This is a genomic window from Variovorax paradoxus (assembly GCF_024734665.1).
In the GTDB taxonomy this organism is placed as follows: Bacteria; Pseudomonadota; Gammaproteobacteria; order Burkholderiales; family Burkholderiaceae_C; genus Variovorax.
The window spans coordinates 3,645,064-3,664,049 of sequence record NZ_CP102931.1 but is presented as its reverse complement, the minus strand read 5'-3'; the positions used below and the strand labels follow the sequence as shown (position 1 = coordinate 3,664,049).

Annotated in this window: 18 protein-coding genes; 7 read left to right on the top strand and 11 right to left on the bottom strand. The window is 67.0% G+C overall.

Going from position 1 to position 18,986, the window contains the following annotated elements; translation table 11 throughout:
- The 5 genes from NWF24_RS17295 (at nucleotide 1) to NWF24_RS17275 (ending at nucleotide 4,260) form a co-directional block, all read left to right on the top strand.
- On the top strand, nucleotides 1–1,917 hold the full coding sequence (locus NWF24_RS17295; RefSeq protein ID WP_258349597.1) for an iron-containing redox enzyme family protein: 1,917 nt from the start codon (nucleotides 1–3) through the stop codon (nucleotides 1,915–1,917).
- A complete protein-coding gene (locus tag NWF24_RS17290; RefSeq protein ID WP_258349596.1) occupies nucleotides 1,901–2,812 on the top strand; it encodes a DUF6999 family protein in 912 nt (303 codons plus the stop codon). Before NWF24_RS17295 ends, NWF24_RS17290 begins: the two co-directional genes overlap by 17 nt.
- 17 nt (nucleotides 2,813–2,829) lie before the next feature.
- Nucleotides 2,830–3,165: a hypothetical protein gene (locus tag NWF24_RS17285; RefSeq protein ID WP_258349595.1), complete on the top strand. Its 336-nt coding sequence runs from the start codon at nucleotides 2,830–2,832 to the stop codon at nucleotides 3,163–3,165.
- A 22-nt stretch (nucleotides 3,166–3,187) separates the two neighbouring features.
- On the top strand, nucleotides 3,188–3,418 hold the full coding sequence (locus NWF24_RS17280; RefSeq protein WP_007836713.1) for a hypothetical protein: 231 nt from the start codon (nucleotides 3,188–3,190) through the stop codon (nucleotides 3,416–3,418).
- 251 nt (nucleotides 3,419–3,669) lie between these two features.
- Nucleotides 3,670–4,260, top strand: a complete 591-nt coding sequence (locus NWF24_RS17275) for a hypothetical protein (RefSeq protein ID WP_258349594.1) — start codon at nucleotides 3,670–3,672, stop codon at nucleotides 4,258–4,260.
- Between the two features lie 12 nt (nucleotides 4,261–4,272).
- On the opposite strand, the gene NWF24_RS17270 is transcribed toward NWF24_RS17275, so the two are convergent.
- The gene (locus tag NWF24_RS17270; protein WP_258349593.1) at nucleotides 4,273–5,115 is read right to left on the bottom strand and encodes a metal-dependent hydrolase; all 843 of its coding nucleotides are present in this window, start codon (nucleotides 5,113–5,115) and stop codon (nucleotides 4,273–4,275) included.
- Nucleotides 5,116–5,242: 127 nt separating this feature from the next.
- Between NWF24_RS17270 and NWF24_RS17265 the strand changes: the two genes are divergently transcribed.
- Nucleotides 5,243–5,872, top strand: a complete 630-nt coding sequence (locus tag NWF24_RS17265; protein WP_258349592.1) for a TetR/AcrR family transcriptional regulator — start codon at nucleotides 5,243–5,245, stop codon at nucleotides 5,870–5,872.
- On the opposite strand, the gene NWF24_RS17260 is transcribed toward NWF24_RS17265, so the two are convergent.
- The 7 genes from NWF24_RS17260 to NWF24_RS17230 are packed head-to-tail and all read right to left on the bottom strand — an operon-like array spanning nucleotide 5,869 to nucleotide 15,478.
- Entirely contained in the window at nucleotides 5,869–7,005 is a 1,137-nt protein-coding gene (locus NWF24_RS17260) for an ABC transporter permease (protein WP_258349591.1), read from the bottom strand. The two genes, NWF24_RS17265 and NWF24_RS17260, sit on opposite strands and share 4 nt — an antisense overlap.
- A complete protein-coding gene (locus tag NWF24_RS17255; RefSeq protein ID WP_258349590.1) occupies nucleotides 7,005–8,189 on the bottom strand; it encodes an ABC transporter permease in 1,185 nt (394 codons plus the stop codon). Before NWF24_RS17255 ends, NWF24_RS17260 begins: the two co-directional genes overlap by 1 nt.
- A gap of 7 nt (nucleotides 8,190–8,196) precedes the next feature.
- Nucleotides 8,197–9,183: an HlyD family secretion protein gene (locus NWF24_RS17250; protein ID WP_258349589.1), complete on the bottom strand. Its 987-nt coding sequence runs from the start codon at nucleotides 9,181–9,183 to the stop codon at nucleotides 8,197–8,199.
- Nucleotides 9,183–10,619, bottom strand: a complete 1,437-nt coding sequence (locus tag NWF24_RS17245) for a TolC family protein (RefSeq protein ID WP_258349588.1) — start codon at nucleotides 10,617–10,619, stop codon at nucleotides 9,183–9,185. The genes NWF24_RS17250 and NWF24_RS17245 overlap by 1 nt, the downstream gene beginning before the upstream one ends.
- 16 nt (nucleotides 10,620–10,635) lie before the next feature.
- A complete protein-coding gene (locus NWF24_RS17240) occupies nucleotides 10,636–12,537 on the bottom strand; it encodes a YhgE/Pip family protein (RefSeq protein ID WP_258349587.1) in 1,902 nt (633 codons plus the stop codon).
- A gap of 54 nt (nucleotides 12,538–12,591) precedes the next feature.
- Nucleotides 12,592–12,960 carry a nuclear transport factor 2 family protein gene (locus NWF24_RS17235; RefSeq protein ID WP_093054397.1) on the bottom strand — a complete coding sequence of 123 codons (369 nt, stop codon included), beginning with the start codon at nucleotides 12,958–12,960 and terminating at the stop codon, nucleotides 12,592–12,594.
- Nucleotide 12,961: 1 nt separating this feature from the next.
- Entirely contained in the window at nucleotides 12,962–15,478 is a 2,517-nt protein-coding gene (locus tag NWF24_RS17230) for a sodium-translocating pyrophosphatase (protein WP_258349586.1), read from the bottom strand.
- Between the two features lie 254 nt (nucleotides 15,479–15,732).
- Here NWF24_RS17230 and ppa point away from each other — a divergent pair, with 254 nt between their 5' ends.
- Nucleotides 15,733–16,260: an inorganic diphosphatase gene (ppa, locus tag NWF24_RS17225; RefSeq protein WP_093054399.1), complete on the top strand. Its 528-nt coding sequence runs from the start codon at nucleotides 15,733–15,735 to the stop codon at nucleotides 16,258–16,260.
- A gap of 1 nt (nucleotide 16,261) precedes the next feature.
- On the opposite strand, the gene NWF24_RS17220 is transcribed toward ppa, so the two are convergent.
- The 3 genes from NWF24_RS17220 to NWF24_RS17210 all read right to left on the bottom strand — a co-directional run bounded on the left by NWF24_RS17220 (nucleotide 16,262) and on the right by NWF24_RS17210 (nucleotide 18,979).
- A complete protein-coding gene (locus tag NWF24_RS17220; protein WP_258355220.1) occupies nucleotides 16,262–16,903 on the bottom strand; it encodes a lysozyme inhibitor LprI family protein in 642 nt (213 codons plus the stop codon).
- A 99-nt stretch (nucleotides 16,904–17,002) separates the two neighbouring features.
- Nucleotides 17,003–17,755, bottom strand: a complete 753-nt coding sequence (locus tag NWF24_RS17215; protein WP_258355219.1) for a hypothetical protein — start codon at nucleotides 17,753–17,755, stop codon at nucleotides 17,003–17,005.
- 69 nt (nucleotides 17,756–17,824) lie between these two features.
- The gene (locus NWF24_RS17210) at nucleotides 17,825–18,979 is read right to left on the bottom strand and encodes a GNAT family N-acetyltransferase (protein WP_258355218.1); all 1,155 of its coding nucleotides are present in this window, start codon (nucleotides 18,977–18,979) and stop codon (nucleotides 17,825–17,827) included.
- Nucleotides 18,980–18,986: the final 7 nt, after the last annotated feature.

The window sequence follows — 18,986 nt, the reverse complement described above, 5'->3', positions numbered from 1 at the left end:
ATGCCTGTCTCATTCCAACGCGTCTACCTCGAAAGCGCCGGCTACTTCATGCCGGGCGAGCCCATTCCCAACGATCGCATGGACGCGTACATCGCGCCGCTCAACCGCATGTCGGAGCGCATCAAGCGGCGCATCCTGGCGGAGAACGGCATCCTCACGCGGCACTACGCCATCGACGCGGAAGGCGTGACGCAGCACACCAACGCGCAACTGGCGGCCGGCGCGATCCGCGATTGCCTGCGGCGGGGTGGGGCGGAGCTGTCGCGCGTGTCGCTGCTGGCCAGCGGCTCCTCAGGCGGCGACACGCTGATGCCGGGCTTCGCCAACATGATCCAGGGCGAGCTGGCGGCTCAGCCGATGGAAACGCATTCGGTGCACGGCATCTGCGCGGCGGGCGTGTCGGCGATCCAGACTGCCGCGCAGGGCATCGAGCTGGGCGCCCACCGCTCGGCGATGGCGGTGGCGAGCGAGATGCCGTCGCGCCTCTTCAAACGTTCGCGCTTCGCGGCGCGCGGCTATGAAACCGACTTCGACTCGCACTTCCTGCGCTGGATGCTGTCGGATGGCGCGGGTGCCCTGCTGCTGTCCGATGGCACGCCCGCGCTGGCTGGTGCGCCGGGGCTGCGCCTGAAGCTGAAGTGGGTGCATCAACGCGCGTTCTCGGGCGACTACCCGGTCTGCATGCAACTGGGCCTGACCGAAGACCGCGCGCGCGGCCACCTCGACTTCGGCTCCTGGGCCGAGGCCGAAGCGGCGGGTGCCTTGTCGCTGCGGCAGGACATCCGCCTGCTGCCGCATCTGTTCGACATCGGCATCCACGAGTACGCGGGGCTGGTGCGTGACGGCTGGGTCGATCCGAAGCGGGTCGATCACTTCCTGTGCCATTACTCGTCGGAGAAATTCATCCCGGTGGTCGAGGACCTGATGGCGAAGGCCGACCTGTCGATTCCGCGCGAGCGCTGGTGGAGCAACCTCGCGTGGCGCGGCAACACCGGGGCGGCGTCGATCCTGGTGATGCTGGCTGAGTTTTTGCACACCAAGACGCTGAAGCCCGGCGAGCAGATCTTCTGCTACGTGCCGGAGTCGGGGCGCTTCATGGCGGCCTACATGCTGCTCGAAGTCGAGGCGGTCGATGCGGCGCCGGTGGTCGTGGCGCCCCGTGCGGCGGCTGTGCCTGACGACGATTTCGTCATTGCGCCCCCGCATGACCCGACTGCCGCGCCCGAAGGACTCGGCGCCTTGCTCACCGAACTGGCCGCCATCTGGCACGACTACCGCTCGCGCGTCTGGCGCACGCCGCTGATCCGCCAGATCCGCGAGCGCCGCTTTGCCGTGCCCGACTACCTGAACTGGATGGAGCAATGGGTGCCGCAGGTGCGAGAGGGCAGCCTGTGGATGCGCGAAGGCGCGGCCTCGCTGAGCGAGCCGTACCAGGTGCTGGCCTCGCTGATCGGCGTGCACGCGGGCGAGGAGCAGAACGACTTCAACATCCTTTTCAGTGATTACCGCAAGGCGGGCGGTACGGTGGAGCGCATCGAAGACCTGCGCCGCAACCCCGGCGGCGAGGCGCTCAACGCCTATCTGCACGGCCTGGCCGCCACGCGCGACCCGATCGGCCTGCTGGGTGCGATCTACATCATCGAGGGCACGGGCCAGCGCATCGTGCCGGCGCTGTTGCCGCTGCTCAAAGCCAGCCTGAAGCTGCCACCCGATGCCTTCCGTTTTCTCGAGTACCACGGCCACAACGACGAGCACCACCTGAGCCGCTGGCTCACGGCGGTCGAGATGGTGATGGCCGTGGAAGGGCAGGCGCGCGCCGCCCGCCAGATCACAGACACCGCGCGCCACACTGCGGCCTTGTACCTGATGCAGTTCCAGCACATCACGGAGCGTATGCCCCATGGATCGAACACCTGATTTCCTGACGCAGGCGCACGACGAGCGCGACCCCAGCCCCTGGCTCGCGCTGTACCTCGACCAGAGCACGCCGCTGCCCGACAACGTCAAGGCGGCGTGGCTGGCCGATTCGAGTTCGGGTTCGCGGCAATACCTGCTGCCGTTTCTGCGGCCGATCGCGCGGCTGACGATCATCCTGATCCAGATCGTGAAGGTGTTCGTGCCGCGCAACTGGTCGCATTCGATGCTGCTGCACCGGTTTCTGGCCTGGGGGCTGAAGCGCTTTGTGTCGCCGGAGGCCAACTGGCTGATCCTGCGGCACTTTCACCTGGGCTCGCAGGTGCTGGCTTTCATCGGGCGGAATTCGCCGGCTCCGGTGGCCACCAACCCGCTGGAGCCGGCCGACATCGACGCCCTGAGGGACGAGATGTTCCTGAAGCATGACCTGAACCTCTTCAACTTCGTGATCCGGTTGAACAAGGCACTGCGCGACAAGGGCGTGGCGCTGTGCAAGGCGGAGAAGGTCGATTTTTCGATGATCCGGGAGCCGGGGCTGCGGCTGGAAGACATGCCCCAGGGCAGGCTCAATTTTCTCGACCTGCAGAGCGCCATCGAGCTGTTCACGCCGCTCTATCAACTGATGCTTACGGACAACGACTTCTGGCGCGCGGCCAATTCTTTGCAGCTGGACGAAACCATCGGCATCTACACGGCGACGCTCCTGAATGCGCCCGAGCACCTGATCCTGGTCAACAACAAGCACCCGCTGGTGCCCCTGTCGACCCTGCGGGCGGGGCACCGGCTGGTGATCCACGGGCTGTCCACCGAGATGCTGCACAGCCTCCTCCAGCGGATGCAGGCGGCGCAAAAGGCGGGGGAGCCGGAGACATCCCTATACGAGCAGCCACTTGCATAGGCGTATGCTGCCCCCAGATGGAAACCATGAACACGACCGATAATCCGTCTCCCAAGACCGATCTGGCAGTGACCCACGTGCTGGCACAACTGCTGGAAAAGCTTGAGCACAGCCCTGTGCCAGTAGGCGCAGAGCAGTACCGCTCCGTGGTCGAGCACCTCGTGCATGAGTTCGAGGACGTCGAGCAGGGCGCCGAACTAGGCCGCCTGCTCGATGCCTATCCGGCCGCGGCCGAGGTTTACGAGAACCTCAATTACAAGCATGCCGGGCTTTGCCGCTCGGCGTTGGACGTTTCCCTGGCCGCTGAAATCAGCGCACGGGAAGCCATTGCACGCGCAATGCGCAGTGCATAACTGAACAGCAAGGACAAGACGCATGGCGAAGGGTGAAGTGAAGACGGCAGTGGTGGCGGATGGGCTGCGTTACAAGTCCAAGACGCCGGGTTCGCCGTTCCGCGCCTCGGCGTCGTTCAGCGGCGCGACCATGTCGTGCTTCATGTGCGGCAAGCACCGCGTACGCTCGCAGCTGCGTACCCGCCAGGTGCTGGGCAAGTCCCAGACCGTGTGCGCGCCTTCCTGCAAGGCGCTCGACGAATCCCTCGAATAGGGGGTTGACCCCGGCTGCTGGCAGGGCGCCTGCTAGCACATTGGGGAGGCATTTTGGAGACATTTCCTCGTGCATAAGTCACGGAATGGCCTTCCGCATTGCCGGCAATCGTTATACAGTTGGACACAAATGATGCATGTAATTGCATGTAATCTAAAGTTCTACTAGTAGCCGATTTCCAATGAATTGCAGCCACACCGTCGACGCCCCTCGCGGGTCATGGAATTCAACGCTTGCAAAGGGGTCCTGCCATGGCTAAGTCGCGCCACGTGGTCATGCAGGTGGTCAAGCGCTCATCCGGCAGCGCAACCCATCATGTCGAATTCCTGATGGACGACAACTTCGCCGAGCGCCTGCGGCAGTTGCGTTCGCTGGTGCCGCCCCTGGGCAGCCTCAACAAGCAGCGCGACCTCGTGATCGACAAGGTGCGCGTGCGCCTGCCCAACGCCATCTGGCGCTCGGGCAACGAGATCGAGATGGACGGGGGCGTGGACGGCTCCTGCATCGTCATCGCCGCCGAAGGCTCGTTCAACTGCGGTGGCAAGGACCGCAAGACACGCGAGAAGCTCGTGACGTACAACTTCTCGATCGCGCGCCTGATCGAGCTGCATGCCGAGCGCCCGGAGGGCGAGACCTTCTACATCCGCGACGGCGTATTCGCCAATGACGAGCCGGCCGAATCGCCGGCAGGCCGCTGGGTCGCGTCGATGCACGAACTCGAAGTGGTGATGCGCGTGCCGGATGCTCCCTCCGACTTCGACACCCTGCACGACCTGGCGCTGCGCCCCGAGCAGCAACAGCAGGCCGGCAGCGGCGCGCCGCACCGCGCCAATTTCTACTGAGTTTTTTGCCGGTCAGCCGGCAGCGGCCGCTTCAGGCGCCGCGCCCACCGGCGTGTACTGCGCGCGGTTGTCCGCCAGCCAGCGCTCCGACAGGCTGCTGTCCTGCTGCATCGGGTGGAAGTCCGCCCGCAGGTAGCTGCGCCAGCCGGCCAGGTTGCCGCGCAGCAGGCCGTCGCGGCTCAGCAGGATGCGCGCGGCGCTCTTCCAGGTCGACCATTTCCACAGTTGCTTTTCGTGGCGCAGGTTGTCGATGGTCTGGTGCATCAGGTCGCCCAGGAACATCATCGTCACGCGGCGGAACCAGCGCGTGCGCCATTCGTCAGAGCCACCCGCGGCCCGGTAGACGTCGAAGGCCACGCTCTTGTGTTCCAGTTCCTCGGCGCTGTGCCACAGCCACATGGTGCGCAGCCGAGGCTCAGCGCCGTCAAGGATCTGCGGGTGCGCCAGCAGCCACTCGGCGAACATCGCCGTGAAATGCTCGGTGGCCGCCGTCACAGCCAGCGCGTGGCGCGGGTCGGCTTCTTCCATCAGGGCCATGCGCTTGCTGGCGCGCGCCGTCCAGCCGTCGACCAGGCCCTGGCTTTCCAGATGGTTGTTGAAGAGCGAATGAATACGCCGGTGCGTGGCTTCCTGTCCGATGAAGCCGCGCACGTCGGCCTTGTGCTTTTTCTGCACCTCGGGGGGTAGCGTGGCGACGGCGTCGCGCACCGCGTCGATGAAGAACTGCTCGCCGAAAGGGAAACTCATCGACAGGGCATTGAAGAAAGCGGTCGAGAATGCATCGCCGCCACACCAGTTGCGGGCAAAGGGCGGTTGCAGGTCGATCAGAAGGCGGCGGACAACGAGATCGGTCATGAAGCAAGCCTCGGGAAAAGCAGGGCTGCTTGGATGGATGGTTGGTACAAATCAGTACCGCATGCCGCCATGTTGCAATTGTGAATTGGTACTGTCAAGTACCGAGACGTAGGGAAATGTGCCGTTCATGAGCGAAACCATCGAAAAAGCAGCCCCTTCCAAGTCCGCCGAGGGCCCAGGGAGCGAGCACTACAAGCGTCTGCTGCAGGGCATGGCGCATGCCGTGGCAGCCAAGGGCTACGCCGAGACAACCATTGCCGACATCGTGCGCGAGGCTGCAGTGTCGCGTCGTACCTTCTACGAGCACTTCAGCACCAAGACCGAGTGCCTGATCGCGCTCTACGAAACCGCCAGCCGGCTCGCGCTGCAGGCGGTGAGCGAGGCCTTCGACCCGGTGCAGCCCTGGCATGCGCAGGTCGAGCAGGCCATGACTGCGTACTTCGATTACCTCGCGCAAGACCCGGTGCTGCTGCGCACGCTCTTCGTCGAGATCCTGGGGCTCGGCATGCCGGGCCTGGTGGTGCGGCGCCGGGTGAACGACGAGATCGCCAACTTCATCCAGGTGGCGATCAACAGCAGCGACGGCGCGGATGGCCCCGCCGTGCACCTGACGAGCGAGATGGCAATGACCGTGGTCGGCGGCATCAACGAATTGGTGCTGCAGGCCATCGAGCAGGACCGTGCGGGCGACCTGCGCGAGCTGGTAGTGCCCGCGACGCGGCTGGTGCGCGCCGTGGCGGCCGAGAGCCAGCGCTAGACGCGCTTCGGCGGGGTTGCCGCGAGCCAGAGCGTCAACAGCCCCGCGAGAGTCAGCGACAGCAGCACGCCGAGGTAGGGCAGCACGTCATGCAGTGGCGCGCCCATCTGGTTGAGCCGCAGCGATGCCTGGATGCCAGCCGTGCTCGGGAAGAGCCAGCGCAGCGCCTGCAGCGGCCCCGGCAAGGCCTCCACGGGCCACGAGAAGCCCGAGAGAAAGGCCATTGGCAGGGCGGTGAACAGCAGCACCTGCAAAGCCCGCTCGCGGTCGCGGAACCAGCAGCCCAGCAACAGGCCCAGCGTACAGATCGCCGGCACGTAGAACGCGAGCAGCACCAGCGCACCGAGCGGATTCCCTCCGCGCGGGTAATCCTGCAAGAAGAAAACCCAGCCGAAGTAGAAGAGCCCGCTCAGAAAGCCGAACGCCGAGAGAGCCCCCAGCCGCCCCAGCCAGGCTCCCATCGAGGCCCGCAGCCGCCCCGCCTCGGCCCAGGTGCCAGCCAGCATCGCCACGCCCATCAGCAGCGTCTGCTGCAGGATCAGCAGTGCCACCGCCGGCACCACGTAGCTGCCATAGCCCTCGGTCGGGTTGAACAGAGCGACCAGCTGCGTGTTGAGCGGACTGCGGCTACGCGCGGCTTGAATCGCGCTCTGGCCGCCGGCCTGCAGCTTGCGGATCTCGACCCCCGCCGACACCGTGCCCACAGCCTCCGAGAAGCCATACAGCACCGCCTTGTTCAGCAGCGCATAGGCGCCGTTGCCTTCGATGGTGACGACAGCCGAGGTGCCGCGCAGCACGTCGCGCTTGAGGTCGGCCGGCAGCAGCGCATAGCCTTCGATGTCGCCGCGCCACAGCGCCTGCTGCGCCTCGTGCACATCGCCCGTGACCATGCGCACGTCGAGCCGCGGATTGGCCAGCGCGAAGCGCGCGATCTGCCGCGACAGCGCGGTGTGGTCCTGGTCGACCACTGCCACCGGCACGCGCGTCACGGCCTGCGTGCCATAGGGCCACGGGTAGAAGAAGCCGTAGATGATGGGCGCGAGAAGCATGATCAGCAGCACGCCCTTGTCGCGCAGCACGGCTAGCGCGGTGTCGCGCCATGCGGCGCCGAGGTGGAGCCGTTCGTCAGTCATCAGCGTCCACCCCAGCTGTCGGGCGTTCCGGCCGCGCGCACCAGCGCACCGGCAGACACGGCAAGCAGCACGCCCGTGCCCAGCACCATCCACAGCGGCGTGGCGACCGAATACGCCACCGGCGCGCCCATCTGCAACTGCTCCATCTGCACGCGGATGTAGTGCGTGTAGGGCAGCAGGCCGGCCCATATCTGCGCGAAGAACGGCATCGCGACCAGCGGAAAGCCCACGCCACCGAACGCGAAGGCCGGCGCAGTGATGAAGCCCGTGGCCGACAGCGCGGTGCGCAGCGAACGCGTGAGCGCCGCCGCGAAAGCCCCGAGCGCGATCGACAGCGCCAGGAACACCACAAGCGCAAACAGCGTCCACCCGAGCGAACCGACCGGATGCCACCCGCGGCCCGCGGTGATCCACAGCATCGCCGCGATGGCTACCGCGGAAAGGCTTGCGAACGGCAGCACCAGCTTGCCCGCCAGCGCTGCCAGCGCCTCGTGCCATCGTGGCGCGGCGCCCAGCCACTCGCCGATGCTGCGGTCGCGCAACTCGCGCCCCACGGCCCAGGCGCCGGCCGTCATCGCAAGAATGTGCAGAAGCGCCGGAATCAGCGCCGCACCGAGAAACTGCTCGTAGTCGGTCGAGGTGTTGAACAGCGCCACCATGCTCGCCTTGATCGGCTCCATGCTCACGCGCGCCGCCGTCATCGACTCGCCGCGCTTGTTGCGCACCGTGAGCTCGACCCCGCCCGAAACTGTGGCCACGGCGGTGCGCACGTCGCGCTGGATCAGGCTCGAGTGAGTGCCGAGCTGCGCGTTGTGCAGCAGCACGACCTGGCCGACGCGACCCTGCTTGACGTCGCGGCTCAGGTCGCGCGGCAACTGCACCGCCGCGTCGACCGCGCCGCTGGTCAAGGCTCGCGCCATCTCGCCTTCGTCGCTGTACCGCTGCACCACGCGCAGGCCAGGCGTAGCGTCCAGAAAGCGCACCAGCTGGCGCGAGAGCGACGAGTGGTCCTGGTCGAGCACGCCGATCGGTAGCCGCTCGGGCAGGCCGGCCGAGAAGATCCACCAGATCAGGAACACCGCGAGCAGCGGCACCCACGAAACCATCGCCAGCTCCCAGGGGCGCGTGCGCAGCAGCGCGAACTCGCGCCGTGCGCTGGCCGTGGAGAAGCCGCGCAGGCTCATTGCGAACTCAGTCGACCAAGACGCTCATGCCGGGGCGCGCGCCATCGATGGGCTTGAGCGGTCGCGCGCGGACCTCGAAGGTGCGAACGTCGAAGCCGGTGCCGCCGCGGGTGGCGCGCCACGTCGCGAAGTCGGGCAGCACGGCGCTGTAGTAGACCTTGAAGCGGGCCACACGCCTGTCTTCGGCCAGCGCAGGCAGGCGCGCGTCGAACTCGTTGCCGAGCGCGAAGCGGGCGAGCCGGTCTTCGCGCACGTTGAGCACCACCCACTGGTCGCTCAGGTCGACCACCGTGACCACGGCCACGCCCTGCGGCGACAGCTCGCCGACCTTGGCCAGCACCTTGGCCACTTCGCCTCCGACGGGGCTGCGCAGCTCGGTCTCGGCCTTGGCGGCTTCGGCCTCGGCCACCACGCCGGCGACCTGGCGCGCCTGTGCGCTGGCGGCGGTCTTGTCCTCGGGGCGGGCGCCGATGCGCGCCATGTCGTACTGCGCCTTGGCGGCAATGGCAGCGTCGCGCGAGGCCTTCCAGTTGGCTTCGGCTTCGTCGCGTTTCTGGTCGGCCACCAGGCCCTCGCGTGCCAGTCCGTCCACACGGCGGTACGAGGTTTGCGCCAGCTGGGCCGCGGTTTCGGCGCGCTGCCACTGCATGCGCGCCATCTCGACCTCCTGCGGGCGGGCGCCGTTCTGCGCCTTGTCAGCCACGGCCTGCGCAGCCTGTTCGGCGGCGGTGGCCTGTGCGAGCTTGGCGCGCACTTCGGGGCTGTCCATGCGCACCAGAACCGCGCCGGCCTGGATGCGGTCACCTTCCTTCACCGGCACTTCGGCGATGCGCGCCGTTACCTTGCCTGCGACGTCGGTCTCGCGCGCTTCCATCTGGCCCTGGAACACCTCGGGGGCGGGCTGCGACGCGCGCCAGAAACCCCAGACGAGCACCGCCAGCACGAGCAGGGCGGCGAATATCGCGATCAGTTTTCGGGTCTTGGCACTCATCATCAATTCACCTTCACGTCGGCACGCGCGATGTAGTCGGAAAACCTTTCGGAAAGGCCCGCGCTTTCGAGCAGTTGCGCAAGCGTCTGCACGTAGTCGTTGGCGGCTTGCGCGCGTTCGGTCAGCACCTTGGCCTGGTTGGTTTCGGCGTCGATCAGGTCGAGCGTGGTGCTCGTGCCTTCGCGCAGGCCCGAGGTGCGCAGCTTCACGACCTCTTGCGCCAGCTCCACCGAAGCCTTCATCTCGAGGTATTGGCGGCGCGCGTTCTCCAGTGCGCGCCAGTTGCGTTCGACCAGCAGCGAGATGTCGCTGCGCGCCTGCGCGTCGGTGCGTTCGGCCTGCTCGACCTGCTTGAGCGAAGCGGCCGACAGGGCGTCGCGGTCGACCGAGTCGTACAGCGTCCAGCGCACGCCGAGGCCGGCCACCCAGTCGGCATTGCCGCCTTTGAGTTCGCGCGTGCCGAAGGCAATGACCTGCGGGCGGCGCAGCGCCTCTTCGCCTTCGTGCAATTGCTCGGCCTGCGACTTCTTGGCCGCGACCTTGCCCAGGCCCGGGTGCCGCGTGAGCGCCGAGTCGATGAAATAGCCGAGCGGTTCGATCGGCGTGCTGATGAGAAAGAGCGGCGTTTGCGGTGTCACGCCGCCGTCGGCGCGCACCGTGCGGGCCAGGGCCACGGCAGCGAGCGCCGCGTCGTTCTCGGCCTTGCGCGCATTGCGCCGCGCTTCTTCGTAGGCGGCGCTGGCCTGCAGCCGTTCGACGCGCGAGATCACGCCGGCCGCGAGCATCTTCTGCGCCGCCGAATCGTGCTGCGCGATCGTGCGCTCGGCCTGCAGGCGCAGCGTGGCCGCGCGCTGCGCGAGCTGGGCGCCGAAATAGCGCTGCACCAGCAGCGTGTCGACCTCGTGGCCGGCCTGCTCGGCATCGGCCTGCGCCTCGCGCGCCTGGGCCGAGACAAAGCCGCGCACCGCATCGGTCGCGCCGCCGACGTAGAGCGGCCACACGGCCGAGATCGATGCGTTGGCGCCGGTGTCGTGGCGGTTGAGCGTGTAGCTGTTGGGCAGCTGCGGAATCGGCACGCGCGCGATCACGCTCTGGATGGACGACGGCAGCGCCGAGCCGATCTGCCCGAGTTTCTGGTTGAGCGGATCGAGGTCGAGGTTCAGGTTCGCGTTGTAGGCATAGGCCAGCCCCGAGACACTGACCGTCGGGCCGCCGAGCCCCTTCAGGCCCTGGCCCTGCAGTTCTTTCGACTCGACGGCCGCGCGGGCCGCAGCCAGCTTGTCGGAGCGATCGATCATGCGGGCGCGGGCCGCTTCGAAGCTCAGCGACAGGGTGTCGTCGTTGCGGGTCTGGGCCTGCGCGAAAGCCGCGGCGCCCAGCACCAGCAGTGCCGGCAGCAAGCGGAGGGAAGAAGAAAGAGCTTGGCGGCAGCGTGTCATCGTTTCAAGGGGCTGTTCAGATCTGCACCGTTGGCCGGTAGTCCGCCAGCAGCACTTCCTTCCACTTGCCGAACAGGGCCATCAGCCCGACGGCCACTGCGCCCGACAGCAGCACCACCCAGCAGGCATGCGCCCACCCGTCGTCGAAGGCTCCGAACATCACAGCGCGAAAGGCCTGCACCACCCAGCTGAACGGCAGCCAGCTGTGCACCGTGCGGAAGAAGCCGGCCGAAAGCTCCACCGGCAGCACCCCGCCGCCGGCCGACAACTGCAGCGTAAGCAGCAGCACGGTAAGGATGCGGCCGAAGTCGCCGAACACATGCAGGATCGCGAACAGCACCACCAGGAAGACCAGCGAGGCCAGCGCCATCGTGAGCGCCAGCGCCGCCACGTGCGGCGCCTGCACCTGCAGCACGCCCAGCAGCGTGGCCAGCACCAGCGCCACCTGCAGCAGCACGATCAGCGCCGGCATGGTGATCTTGCCGAGCGTCTTGGCGAGCTTCGGGTAGTGGGTGTGGTCCGCCAGCACGATGCGGATGTTGAACAGGTAGCCCGCCATCACGGCGCCGATCCACAGCGCCACCGACACCATGTTCGGCACGAAGGCGCTGCCGTTGTTGTCCACCGGTGCCACCACCTCGACCTTGGGCTCGACCGAATCGGCCAGCCCCGAGGCGCTGCCCTGGATGCGGGTGATCGAGGCGGGCAGGGCGGCTTCGATGGTGCGCACGCCGGTCAGCAGGCGCTGCGCGCCCTGCGCAAGTTGAGCGCCACCCTGCACGAACTCGTCGAGCTTCTTGTCCGCGGGCAGCTTGCCAGCCATGGTGCGGATGCCGCCAGACAGCGCCCCCATGCCGTCGGTGAGCTTGCCCACGCCGCCGTCGAGCGCAGTGGCGCCGGCCGCGAGCTTATGGTTGCCGTCCTGTGCCTTGGCCATGGCCCCCTGCGCCTGATCGATGCCGCCGCGCAGCTTGTCAGCGCCGGCTGCGAGTTCGCCTGCGCCCTTGGCGATGCGCTCGCCCACGAAGGGGATGTCGGCGGAATCCTTCTGCATCTTGCGCGCACCGTCGCCGAGCTGGCCGGCACCGGCTTCGAGCTGGCCGAACCCGTCGCCGATCTGCGCGAGCCCGCTGCCGAGTTCTCGTTGACCCGCCGCGAGTTGCTGCGAGCCGGCTTTCAGCGCACGCAGGTCCGCGTCGGCCGGCAGCTTCGATTCGATGGTGCGGATACCGCCGTTGACCTGCTTGAACCCGCTGCCCACTTGCTGCGCCGCGGCACTGTATTGGGCCGCGCCGTTGGCCAGCGTCTGGCTGCCGTCGCGCAGCTCCAGCAGGGCCTGCTTGAGCTTGTCGAGCCGCTGCTGCGAGCCAGAGGCCGCATTCAGCACCAGCCCCCAGCGCTGCTCGTTGAGCATCTCGTTGACCTGGTGCCCCAGCTCGCCCGCGAAGCGCCGCGCCAGGCCGGCCGAGCTGTAGTTGTTGCCTTCGGATGTGTAGACCACCAGTTGCCCCGCGCCGCGCTGCGCACCCGGTACCGCGTTGGCGCTGAAGTCGGCCGGAATCAGCAGCGCGAAGGCCAGCGTGCCGCGCCGGACCTCGGCGCGCGCGGCTTCGGCATCGGTCATCGCGCGGAAGCCGAAGGCGCGCTTGTCGAGCAGGGTGTGCGTGAGTTCGTCGCCGACGTTGACCGTGCGCGACATGTAGGTCACGCCCTGGTCCTGGTTGACGATGGCGGCGGGCAGGTCGGCCGTGTGGCCGGCCGGGTCCCACACGCTCGTGAGATAGATCAGTGCATAGAGCGCCGGCACCACGCCAACCGCCACCACGGCCAGCAGGATGCGCGGAAAGCGTCGCACGATCGCCAGCTCGGCCCGGGCGATGGCCCAGGTGCCGGCGAACAGTGCATGAAGGTATCGCATGGGGCTAGGAGGTCTGCGGCAGCGCCATGGCGGTGGGTTCGCTCGCAGAAGCGGTCAGCCCGGCTTTTTCTGCGCGGGGTCGTAGAAGAATTGCTCTTCCGCGATGCGCTCGCCTTCCCAGCGCTGCCAGGCGATCTCTTCCATGCGCATTTTGCTGCCGCCCTTGAACGTGAACTCGAAGATCCAGTGGATGGCCACGTGGTCGCCGTTCACCAGCACCGGCCGCACGCAGGTGGAGACTACCGACTCGGTGCGGTCGAGCACGGCGCTTTCCTGCGCCACCAGCGTGCTGCGGCCGCGCCGCGGCTCGGCCTGGTTCTCGCGCATGGTGGCATCTTCGGTGTAGTAGTCCTCGATGGCCTTGGCATGCGCGCCGCCTTCGACAGCGGCGATGAATGATTCGAGTCGTTCGGGTGTGGGCATCTCAGGACTTTACTTTGACTTCTACGCGGCGCGCCTCGGCGGGCGGCCCGTCGGCCTGCGATTGCTCGGGCTTGGCCAGCTCGATCTTGTCTTCGGGCGCGCCGGCGGCCTTGAGCGCATCGCTCACGGCCATCGCGCGCTGCTTGGCGAGTTCGGCGTTCTTGGCCGGGTCGCCGCTGGCATCGTGGTAGCCGCTCACGAGCACGGTGCTGCCGCTCTGCACAGCCTTGATGACGTCGGCCAGGGCTTCCTTGGCGTTGGGCGCTACCTCGGAACTGGCGCTCGCGAAGTAGAACTTCACGACGCCGTTCTCGACCTTCACCGCCGCGGCTTCTGCGGCCGACACGGCGCCCGAAGCAACCACCGCAGCAGGTGTCGCCGGAGCCATCGCGGCGGGCGCGGTCACAGCCGGCGGCATCTCGACCTTCGCCGGCACGGCCGCCGCCGCATCGCCACCATGGAACTTCACCACCAGCGGCACGATGAGCAGCGCCACGATGTTGATGATCTTGATCAGCGGGTTCACGGCCGGGCCGGCGGTGTCCTTGTAGGGGTCGCCCACGGTGTCACCGGTGACGGCTGCCTTGTGCGTCTCGCTGCCCTTGCCGCCGAAGTGGCCGTCCTCGATGTACTTCTTGGCGTTGTCCCAGGCGCCACCGCCGGTACACATGCTGATGGCGACGAACAGGCCCGTGATGATGGTGCCCATCAGCAGCCCGCCCAGTGCCTTCGGCCCCAGCACCAGGCCGACGACGATCGGCACCAGCACAGGCAGCAGCGAGGGGATCATCATTTCCTTGATGGCCGCGCCGGTCAGCATGCTCACGGCCTTGCCGTACTCGGGCTTGCCGGTGCCTTCCATGATGCCGGGGATGTCGCGGAACTGCCTGCGCACTTCTTCCACCACCGCGCCGGCCGCGCGCCCCACGGCCTCCATGGCCATTGCGCCGAACAGGTAGGGAATCAACCCGCCGATGAAGAGGCCGACGATCACCATCGGGTCGCTCAGGTTGAAGCTGATGTTCAGCCCGAAGCTCTCCAGCTTGTGCGTGTAGTCGGCGAAGAGCACCAGTGAGGCCAGGCCCGCGGAGCCGATGGCGTAGCCCTTGGTCACGGCCTTGGTGGTGTTGCCGACCGCGTCGAGCGGGTCGGTCACAGCGCGCACGCTGGCGGGCAGATCGCTCATCTCGGCAATGCCGCCGGCGTTGTCGGTGATGGGGCCGTAGGCGTCCAGCGCCACCACGATGCCGGCCATGCTCAGCATCGACGTGGCAGCCACCGCAATGCCGAAGAGACCCGCCAGCGAGTAGGAGGCCAGGATCGCGATGCACACGAAGATCACCGGCCAGGCCGTGGAGCGCATCGACACGCCCAGGCCCGCGATGATGTTGGTGCCGTGGCCCGTGGTCGAGGCCTGTGCGATGTGCTGCACGGGCTTGTACTGCGTGCCGGTGTAGTACTCGGTGATCCACACCAGCGCAGCCGTCAGTGCGAGGCCGACGAAGCAGGCGCCGAAAAGCTTGAACTGGCTGCCGCTCGGGGCGATCGCGTTATCGGGAATCAGCCAGCTGGTGACGAACCAGAACGCGATCAACGAGAGGACGCCCGCCACAGCCAGGCCCTTGTAGAGCGCCGGCATCACGTTGACCATGCCCGGCGAGGCCTTCACGAAGAAGCAGCCGATGATCGACGCGATGATCGACACGCCGCCCAGCGCCAGCGGGTACAGCACGGCGTTGGTCGGCGCCGCGGTAACCATCAGCGCGCCCAGCACCATGGTGGCGATCAGCGTCACGGCGTAGGTTTCGAACAGGTCGGCCGCCATGCCGGCGCAGTCGCCGACGTTGTCGCCCACGTTGTCGGCAATCACGGCCGGGTTGCGCGGATCGTCTTCGGGGATGCCGGCCTCGACCTTGCCCACCAGGTCGGCGCCGACGTCGGCGCCCTTGGTGAAGATGCCGCCGCCCAGCCGCGCGAAGATCGAGATCAGCGAAGAGCCGAAGGCAAAGCCGATCAGCGGATTGAGGGTGGCCGCGAGACTGTGGCCCGCCGCTGGCGTGCTGCTGCCGATCAGGACCCAGTAGAAGGCCGACACGCCCAGCAGGCCCAGGCCCACCACCAGCATGCCGGTGATGGCGCCGCCGCGAAACGCGACGTCGAGTGCCGGGCCGATGCCTTGGGTGGCCGCCTGCGCCGTGCGCACATTGGCGCGCACCGACACGTTCATGCCGATGAAGCCGCAGGCGCCCGAGAGCACCGCGCCCACGATGAAGCCGACTGCCGTGGTCAGGTCCAGGAAGATGGCGATGAGGATGGCAAGCACCACGCCGACAACGGCGATGGTGCTGTACTGCTTGGCGAGGTAGGCGGAGGCGCCGGCCTGGATGGCCGCTGCAATTTCCTGCATGCGGGCATTGCCGGCGTCCTTCGCGAGAATCCAACTTCGAGCCCAGAAACCGTAGGCCACGGCCACGAGGCCGCAGACGATAGCCAGTATCAGGGGGGTGTTGCCGATCATGCTTTGCTTCTCCATTCGTTCGTTGCGACTTGTGGAGACGGACAGCATGGGCCCTGCGTGCAACGCGTACGGGACCATGTTTTCCGTCGCGTTGCTTCCTCGAAGCTCACTGCACCTGGGGTGCGGAGCCGATTGGCCAACGGTTGCAATTTACAGGCAAATACGAGCGCGCGTGCGACCGGTCGGTGACACGGAAAGTAAACTCCGGGTTTGTCCCCATCTCTCTCATACTTTTCCACTACTCGAAAAACGTCATGTCCTTCGACAAAGTTTCCCCAGGCAAGAACGTCCCCGATTCCTTCAACGTCGTGATCGAAATCCCGATGAACGCCGACCCGATCAAGTACGAAGTCGACAAGGAGTCGGGTGCGATTTTTGTCGACCGCTTCATGACGACGGCCATGTACTACCCGGCCAACTACGGCTACGTGCCGCAGACCCTGTCGGGCGACGGCGACCCGGTCGACGTGCTGGTGATCGCGCCGTATCCGCTGCTGCCGGGCGTGGTGGTGCCGTGCCGCCCCCTGGGCATCCTGATGATGGAAGACGAAGCCGGCGTCGACGGCAAGGTGCTGGCCGTGCCCACCGACAAGGTGCTGCCCATCTACAGCCACTGGAAGTCGGTCGACGACGTGAACCCGATGCGCCTGAAGGCCATCAGCCACTTCTTCGAGCACTACAAGGACCTGGAAGAAGGCAAGTGGGTCAAGGTGCTGGGCTGGGAAGGCATCGACGCGGCCAAGAAGGAAATCCTGGACGGCATCGCCAGCTACAAGAAGTAACTTATTCGTTCTCGAAGGGCGAGCGGCGCGGGTCGCGCGTGAAGCTGCCGGCCAGCGATGGTGCGCAGCCCGGTGTGTCCGAGACTGTGATGCGGTCGGTGTCGAACTGGAGTGTGCGGGTGCAACGCCCGCCTTCCTGCACCACGAGGCGCCGCTGCCCGTCGAGCACGTTCTTGCCCTGCAGCAGCATGTTGCCGCGCGGGTCAGGGCAAACGTAGATCTGGATGTCCAGCGTGCCGCCCAGTTCGGGCGTCACGTCGAGGAAGCGGCCGTCCTTCGGGCATTGGCCTTCCACATAGCGTCCCATCCAATGCAGCAGCGGGTGACTCAGGTAGGTGATGCGCCGCTCGTAGTCCTGCTTCAGGCATTCGGTCTTGCCGCGGCACTCGCGGTTGCGCACGGTGATCCAGTCGCGCTGGTCGCGTTTCAGGAACGTCGCCCACTGGCCCGTGCCGGGCATTTCGACTTGCCGCTTGTAGAGCGCGGCCATGGCTTCGTCCTGGCGTGACAGGCCGGGGTCGGCGCAGATGGCTTTCTCGGTGGCGTTGCCGGCCTTGGCGCAGTCGAAGCTGGCGGCCGTCGCCAACTGGCTGGCAGCCACGAAGCAGAGTGCCACGAGGGCAGGGCGTGTGAAGGGCTGCATGCGGTTCTTTCTCCTCGAAGCGGATGCTAGGAGAGGCGCCGCGCGCCGTCGATGTGCCGAATGGTCAAGGGCACTATGCCCTTGGACAGAGGAGATGCTTCAGGCGCGGACCGCGTCGCTGGCCAGCCGCATCCATTCGCGATTGACCGAATGCGCATGCGAGTTCCAATGACGCGCGGCCTGCTGGAGTTCGTCCCACTGGCGCTGTGCGCTGGCGGCGTCGCCTTGCTGGGCGAGCCACGCGATATACCGGGCGCGGGCCTCTACGGTGTTGTACTGGCTCAGCGCGGCCTCGAAGGCTTCACGCGCTTCCGGCTGTCGTCCGTCGGCGGCGAGGGCGCGGGCGGTGAGCACGGCGACTTCGTCCTTGCGGTAGTCGTCGCGCGTGGCACGCAGGGCCTGGAGTGCCTGCAATGCTTCGCGGCCGGAAGCCGGTCCACCTGCCGCGAGCAGTGCGCTGGCCAGGCCGAACTGCAGTTCGGGATCGGAGGCCAGCGGGCCCTTCAGTGCATCGCGGTAGTGGCCGACGGCATCGGCCGCCTGGCCCTTGTCGAGCGCGGCCTTGGCAAGGCGCAGCTTGTTCTGGGCTGTGGGTGCGAGGTCGTAGGCCTCGGTGGCCGCGCGGTATTCGCGCTCGGGGTCGATGAAGCCGATGGCCGCGCTGGCCACCTTGCCGGCGGTGCGCTGCATGCGCGAGGCGGGCAGGTACTCGACCACGAAGTACACGATGCTGCCCAGTAGCGGAAAGCTGAAAAGAATGAGGAGCCAGTACATCTGCTTGCCGTGGCGCATCGCGTGCACGGCGAAGAACAGCGCGATGAGGACGTGCAGCCCCAGTCCGACGAATGGCATCGAGTTCTCTCTGAGTTGTTGTGGATATCGGGCGCTTTTATAGCAGCCCCGCATGGCAAGACAGGCTGGTCAGGCGGCCTTGAACGGGCTGCGCTCGCCCAGATGGTCCATGTAGTTCTCGATGCCCGCGCCCTCGCGCTCCAGAAAGCGCTCGACCGCATCGGCAAACGCCGGATGCGCCAGCCAGTGGGCGCTGGTGGTTTTCACCGGCATCAGCGCGCGCGCCATCTTGTGCTCGCCCTGGGCGCCGCCTTCGAAGCGCTGCGCGCCATGTTCGATGCACCAGGCCAGCGGCTGGTAGTAGCAAGCCTCGAAGTGCAGGCAGTCGACGCGCTCCAGCGCGCCCCAGTAGCGGCCGTAGGCAACGAGCGGTGCATCGGGCTGCGTCGAAAGGGCGATCAGGCTGGTGGCCATGGGCTTGCCGTTGCGCTCGGCGACGAACAGCAGCCAGGCCTCGGGCATCGTGTCGGCCATGCGCCGGAAGAAGTCGCGCGTGAGGTAGGGCGGGTTGCCGTGCTCGCGGTAGGTGCGCTCGTAGCAGCGGTAGAAGAAGTCCCAGTCGGCCTTCGAGATGTCGGTGCCGCGCGACCACCGGAAGCTCACATCGGCATCGGCGACCTTGCGGCGCTCCTGGCGGATCTTCTTGCGCTTGTCGTGCGAGAGGCTGGCGAGGAAGGCGTTGAAGTCGGGGTATTGGGCGTTGGTCCAGTGGAACTGCACCGTGTTGCGCAGCATCAGGCCCGCTTCGGTGCAGGCGGCGATGTCGGCATCGGCGCCGAACAGCAGGTGCAGCGACGACAGTTCCTCCTGCTTGCATAGCGCGACGAGTCCTTGCACCAGCAATGTGCGGCTTTGGGCGTCGCGCGCCAGCAGCCGCGTGCCGGGCACGGGCGTGAAGGGCACCGCTACCACGGCCTTCGGGTAGTACGCGAGCCCGTGCTGCTCGTAGGCGTTGGCCCAGGCCCAGTCGAAGACGTACTCGCCGTAGGAATGGTCCTTGATGTAGAACGGGCACGCGGCCTGCAACTGCTCGCCTTGCCACAGCGTGACGAACTGCGGCATCCATCCGCTCTCGGGCGTGGCGCTGCGGCTGTCGTTCAGCGCCGCGAGGTATTCGTGGCGCATGAAGGGCGATGGCTCGGCCTCGGCGGCCAGCAGCGCGTTCCATGCGTCCGGGCTCACGTCAGCCGGCGACGACAGAACCCGAATGACATAATCGTTCAAGCCTTTT